This is a genomic window from Ammoniphilus soli, assembly GCF_040813775.1.
Genome location: NZ_JBEGDL010000181.1, coordinates 1 through 520 on the forward strand (window position 1 = coordinate 1; position 520 = coordinate 520).

At 42.9% G+C, this 520-nt stretch carries 1 protein-coding gene; it reads left to right on the forward strand.

Annotation, left to right across the window (positions count from 1 at the left end; genetic code table 11):
* Positions 1-452, forward strand: a 452-nt coding sequence (locus ABLT31_RS39160) for an AAA-type ATPase lid domain-containing protein (protein ID WP_367761105.1), incomplete at its 5' end; no start/stop codon positions are given.
* Positions 453-520 lie beyond the last annotated feature (68 nt).

Below are 520 nucleotides of genomic sequence, written 5' to 3' on the forward strand. Positions count from 1 at the left end.
AATTGTTGCATGTCATCGAAGAAAAAAAGTTTATGAAGCTGGGCAGCAGCGAATATCGATCCGTGGATGTCCGAATTATTACCGCAACCAATAGAGATTTGAAGCGATTAGTCATGGAAAAGAAGTTTCGTGAGGACCTGTATTATCGATTGAATCTGGCGGAAATTCAGGTGCCTCCATTAAGAGAAAGAAAAGAGGACATCTCTCCCATTGTTTATGGGTATTTGCGCAAACTAAACAGCAAATATAGCAAAACGGTTACTATAGCATCGGAAGCTCTTGAAAAACTTACGGAATATGAATGGCCCGGGAATATTAGAGAACTATTAAATTCCCTGGAAAGAATTCATTTGCTGAAGGCTGCCGGAGAAATCAAACTGCAAGACTTGCCCCATCCCATTGCAGTCGAAGATTTAAGCCTATGCGGTTCTGGAGCCCCATTTGAACCATGAAGCCCCGAAGAAGCATCCCTCGGTGAGGGAGTATTTAAAATGGAAAAGGATGTGACGCTGCAGTCCGT